5 protein-coding genes are annotated in these 5,107 nt (G+C 33.4%); 1 reads left to right on the forward strand and 4 read right to left on the reverse strand.

All coding sequences use genetic code 11. The features are described 5' to 3' along the window. On the reverse strand, positions 1-555 hold a 555-nt coding region (locus tag J6D32_RS02685), incomplete at its 3' end, for a type I glyceraldehyde-3-phosphate dehydrogenase (protein WP_287467252.1). 311 nt (positions 556-866) lie between these two features. On the opposite strand from J6D32_RS02685, the gene clpP reads away from it, so the two are divergent. Then, the gene (gene clpP, locus J6D32_RS02690; RefSeq protein WP_006784480.1) at positions 867-1,466 is read left to right on the forward strand and encodes an ATP-dependent Clp endopeptidase proteolytic subunit ClpP; all 600 of its coding nucleotides are present in this window, start codon (positions 867-869) and stop codon (positions 1,464-1,466) included. Between the two features lie 137 nt (positions 1,467-1,603). Here clpP and J6D32_RS02695 read toward each other — a convergent pair whose 3' ends face one another. From J6D32_RS02695 to J6D32_RS02705, 3 genes are all read right to left on the reverse strand, one after another. Further along, entirely contained in the window at positions 1,604-2,395 is a 792-nt protein-coding gene (locus J6D32_RS02695; RefSeq protein WP_006784479.1) for a Cof-type HAD-IIB family hydrolase, read from the reverse strand. A gap of 332 nt (positions 2,396-2,727) precedes the next feature. Further along, a complete protein-coding gene (locus tag J6D32_RS02700) occupies positions 2,728-3,939 on the reverse strand; it encodes a D-alanine--D-alanine ligase family protein (RefSeq protein WP_006784478.1) in 1,212 nt (403 codons plus the stop codon). Positions 3,940-4,060: 121 nt separating this feature from the next. Then, entirely contained in the window at positions 4,061-4,663 is a 603-nt protein-coding gene (locus tag J6D32_RS02705) for an NUDIX hydrolase (protein WP_006784477.1), read from the reverse strand. Positions 4,664-5,107 lie beyond the last annotated feature (444 nt).

Consider the following 5,107-nt stretch of genomic DNA (forward strand, 5'->3'; position numbering starts at 1 on the left):
ATTTTGGTCATTAGTGTAAGCATGGATTGTAGTCATGAATCCTTTTTGTACACCGTATTTATCGTTTAATACTTTAGCCATTGGAGCTAAACAGTTAGTTGTACAAGAAGCTCCTGAGATAACTGTTTCAGTTCCGTCTAAAATATCTTGGTTTACGTTGTAAACTACAGTTTTGATATCTCCTGTAGCTGGTGCAGAGATAACTACTTTTTTAGCTCCTGCTTGTAAGTGTAATCCAGCTTTTTCTTGAGAAGTGAAGAATCCAGTACATTCTAATACTACATCTACTCCTAATTCTCCCCAAGGTAAGTCTGCAGGGTTACGCTCAGCAGTAACTTTGATTTCTTTACCGTTAACTACGAAAGCTCCGTCTTTAACTTCGATTTCTCCGTTGAAACGACCTTGAGCTGAATCGTATTTGAATAAGTGAGCTAATGTTTTAGCATCAGTTAAGTCGTTGATTGCAACAACTTCAAATTCATTGTTTTCGATCATTAAACGTAAAGCTAAGCGTCCGATACGCCCGAATCCATTAATCGCTACTTTAACAGCCATGTGAAGATTCCTCCTAGAATATAATAAATATGTTATTTGTCACAACCCGTGTAACCGAGTACACATATATATTGTGAAAAATTACTACATTTTTATTCTAACAATTTGTACCATGATAATCAAGTTTTAAACTACTGTAAGCGTTTATAATTAGTTGACTAACAAAAATAAACATAAGAAATTTCCATAAAAATGAATATATTACCTTCAACTATATTAAAATAGAGTATACCGGACTCAACGCTATATTTTTTTGTTGAACTGTGGTAAAATGTGCTATATAAATTTTTTATAAAAAGAGGGGTGGCCTTATGAGTTATTTAGTACCAACAGTCATTGAACAAACAGCTCATGGTGAGCGTGCATACGATATTTATTCTCGCTTATTAAAAGATCGTATCATCATGTTAAGTGGGGAAATTAATGACCACACAGCTAACATTGTTGTTGCTCAACTTTTATTTTTAGCAGCAGAAGATCCAGACAAAGATATTAATATCTATATCAACAGTCCTGGTGGATCAGTAACAGCAGGTCTAGCTATTTTTGATACAATGAACTATATTAAATGTGATGTTTCAACTATCTGTGTTGGAATGGCCGCTTCAATGGGTGCCTTCTTATTAACAGCTGGTACTAAAGGAAAACGTTATGTTTTACCAAATAGTGAAGTCATGATTCACCAACCACTTGGTGGAGCACAAGGTCAAGCTACAGAAATTGCGATTGCTGCAAAACACATCTTAAAAACTCGTGATCGTTTAAATAAAATCTTAGCTGAACAAACAGGTCAACCATTAGAAAAAATCGAACAAGATACAGAACGTGATAACTTCATGTCTGCTGATGAAGCAGTAGCTTATGGACTTGTAGACCAAGTTGTAACTCGTCCAACTGACGTTACAAAATAATTTTTAAAGTGAGGAAAATAACCTCACTTTTTTTATTTATTATTTTCTGCTAATTACGACAAAAAATACGAATAAAACGGATTTTTCTCATCTTCTGATAAAAAAAAGATGTGATTATGTCACATCTTATCTAATATTTAGACCACAAATTTTTCAATTCCGAAAGCCACTCCATCATTATGAACTGTTTCTGTTACTTGGTGTGCATACTTCTTCACCTCATCAGATGCATTTCCCATAGCAATACCGCATCCAACTGTTGATAACATTTCAATATCATTCTTACCATCACCAAATGCATAACTATTTTCAATTGGAATATTTAAATGTTGTAATGCTTTAATAATTCCAGTTGCCTTCGTATTCTTTTTTGAATATAGCTCGCAAACACCAAAATCAATACTGCTCACATGATCATACTCATCATGTCCTGCTAATAATTCTAGGCAAGCTTGATAAATTTCGTCAGTCATACATAACATCTCAATCTTGTGAATATCAACTTCATCTAACGAATAATTACTTTCAAAAAGGTCATTTAAAATACCCACACGATCATAAAACTCATAAAACTCTTTATGAGTTTCTTTTAAATAGGATTGTTTTTCTCCCTCTAAAATATACTGTACATTCATTGCCTCAAGCTTCGACGTAAATTCTTTAACAAATTCTTTATCAAGAGGTTCACTATGTAACAACTCATCCTTAACCACAACATGAGCACCATTAGCTAAAATAAAACCATCAAAACCGAAATTTAAAATTGCCTGGCTTAAAAAAGCATAAGGTCTTCCCGTTGCAATAAAAACATAATGTCCATTTTCCTGTAAAGAACGAATCGCAGACTGAACATTCGGTCTAATTTCTTTAATTCCGTCCTTAGCTTCAATTAAAGTACCATCAATATCAAAAAATATCGCCTTTTTCACAGCTCTGTCCCCCTTTTTTGTAACTATTATCATTTTAACCTTTTAATTTTAAGTTAACAATGTTAGATTTTCAATAAAATAAATAACTTCTCATATATAACCATCAATATTTCTTCTATTTTTAGAGTTCAGTTGCTAAACCTTTTTGCTATTAGGACATCTTATAATTCAGAGCCTCCCCAACAAAGGTAGTATTAAATCATGACGTCCCTATGTTAGGTTTTCCATGTATGAAAAACTCATCAGAACTTATATATTTTTTACAAACCTATTCAACTATTTGATATATAAAAAGGAGCTCATCAAATGATAGCTCCTTTTTATATATTTAATTAGGCTTTTGTTCCTTTTGCCCCTTTTGTTCCAGATCCTTGTAATGCTAAAACGTTTGAGTCGAATGAGAATGTTAAGTTTTCACGTTCACGTTGACGTTTTAAAGCTAATTCAACAAGACTTGTCATTAAACCTGTAAAGTCACGGTCTGTTTTTTCCCATAAGTAGAATGATAATGATCCTGGGATTGTATTGATTTCATTTACATAAACATTATTGTTTTCAGCATTAATTAAGAAGTCAATACGAGCAACCCCTGCACTACCAAGTACACGGAATGTTTGTAATGCAAGATCTTGAACATATTTAGTTCCTTCATCTGTCAAACGAGCAGGAATAATACGGTTAGTACTTGCCATACCTTGTGATTTAGTTCCTCCGGTTTTAGCACCTTTAGAACCTCCACCACCTTCATATTTATCTTTATAACTTAAAAACTCATCAGATCCCATTACTTCTTCTAGTACAGAAGCTTTGGCACCAGAGAAATCTCCAATTACTGAGCAGTTAACTTCAACTAATTGAGTTACCATTTCTTCAACGATAAATTTATTATCGTAGCTAATTGCTTCTGTAATAGCTTCTTCTAATGATGCACGGTCTTTCGCTTTTGAAATCCCAACACTTGATCCAAGACTAGCTGGTTTAACCATTAATGGATAAGATAATTTAGATTCAATCGCATCTAAACATGCCTCTGGATTCGCAAACCAATCAGAAGAATAATACCAAACATAATTTGTGATAGGTAATCCTGAATCACGTAAAATATTTTTCATGAACACTTTATCTTGTCCAACGGCCGCTGCAGCAACATCACATCCAGAGTAAGGAATTCCGTTTAATTCGAAGAATCCTTGTAGGGCACCGTCTTCACCATTTGTTCCGTGAATAACTGGAATTGCTACATCGATTGTATTTAAAATATTATTTCCAAATAATTTACTTGGATAACGTTCAACTTGGATTTTACCTTTGTTAGCTACAATGGTAATACGTTGACATTTTTTGAACAATTCGTCCATATTTTTATATTCTTTCACGTCGAATAACGCTTCACCTGTATACCATTCACGCTTTTTTGATAAGTAAACTGGTACTACATCGTATTTCTCTTTATCGATAGCATGCATTGCTTGATTAGCAGAAATAATTGAGATTTCGTGCTCTACCGATTCACCACCAAAGAACACACCAACTTTTAACTTCATGAGGAAGCCCCCTTTTAATTTAAGTTTAGTATCTATTGTAAAGTATACCGTAATTTACAGTAAAAACATACGTCTATTTTATCAATAAATGACTATCATTATAAATCTTTTTTTGTGTAAATTACTCAAAATATGTTTCTAATTGTTCAGCATAAACTTTATATGCCTTTTTAATTTCTTCAATTGAATTTTTTCTTGATAAGACCGGTAAATTATCTAATTCAAACCATGCTACTTCGGAAGTTTCATGATTACATTTTGCCTCACCTGAAACGACATTGCCCTGGAAATAAAGACAATAAACATCATAGATAGACTTTTGTGTATAATTTCTTCTATCGAATACAGCTAATAATTTAGGGCATTCAATAACGTATCCTGATTCCTCGAATGTTTCCTTAATTGCAGTTTGTTTGGGTGTACAATCAATATCACACCAACCACCCGGTAATGACCATTCACCACTATCCTTTTCCTTGACTAGCAACACTTTACCATCTTTTAAAACCATTGCTCTAACTGCAGGTTGCGGTGTTGGATAATGATAATCTTTATATAAGTCACATTCTGCCTTAGGTAATCCCGTATATGAATGTAACATTTCAAGACTTAACTCTTTTAATTCGTTGTAGTTATCAATTGCGTAGGGATCTGTTGAAAAGGATAAGCCAATTTGTGAAATAGATTGAACTTTTTTAATAAACTCTAATACTTTATCGCTCATCGTTGTTTTCTCCCTTTTTAACGTTATTTCTACTTAGCACATCATTTCTGAATCTTTGTTAGTAAATCTAGGTTCGGACAGCAATCTCTCTATAAAGTCTACTAATGCCTAGAAACTCAAAGGACAAGTCACTGTCATTCGAAACGACTTTTACGAGCAGTTCCTGCTCGATTCAGCCTTTTAGATGGTTCTAATTGAGCTCTTGCGAAATTTAGACCATCTTATCCTGTGAATTTAATTATTCTTTTCGAACTCTGTGAGAATTAGAATAATTTTTCTCAGGGTTATTCAATCCAGCTTTATCGAGCAATTCGTCTATGAAATTCAATAAAGTCTTCATGGTCATAAACCGATCATTACGCTTTCCTTTCATTTCTACGTCGAATTAACCGCTCGATTCAGCCTTTTAGATGGTTCTAATTGAGCTCTTGCGAAATTTAGACC

The organism is Turicibacter sp. (assembly GCF_017941855.1).
Lineage (GTDB): Bacteria > Bacillota_I > Bacilli_A > MOL361 > Turicibacteraceae > Turicibacter > Turicibacter sanguinis.

Bases quoted from the DNA above. Each gene is read 5' to 3' on its own strand.
- J6D32_RS02705 (WP_006784477.1), bottom strand. From the start codon at position 4,663: ATGAGCGATAAAGTATTAGAGTTTATTAAAAAAGTTCAATCTATTTCA.
- clpP (WP_006784480.1), top strand. From the start codon at position 867: ATGAGTTATTTAGTACCAACAGTCATTGAACAAACAGCTCATGGTGAG.
- J6D32_RS02700 (WP_006784478.1), bottom strand. From the start codon at position 3,939: ATGAAGTTAAAAGTTGGTGTGTTCTTTGGTGGTGAATCGGTAGAGCAC.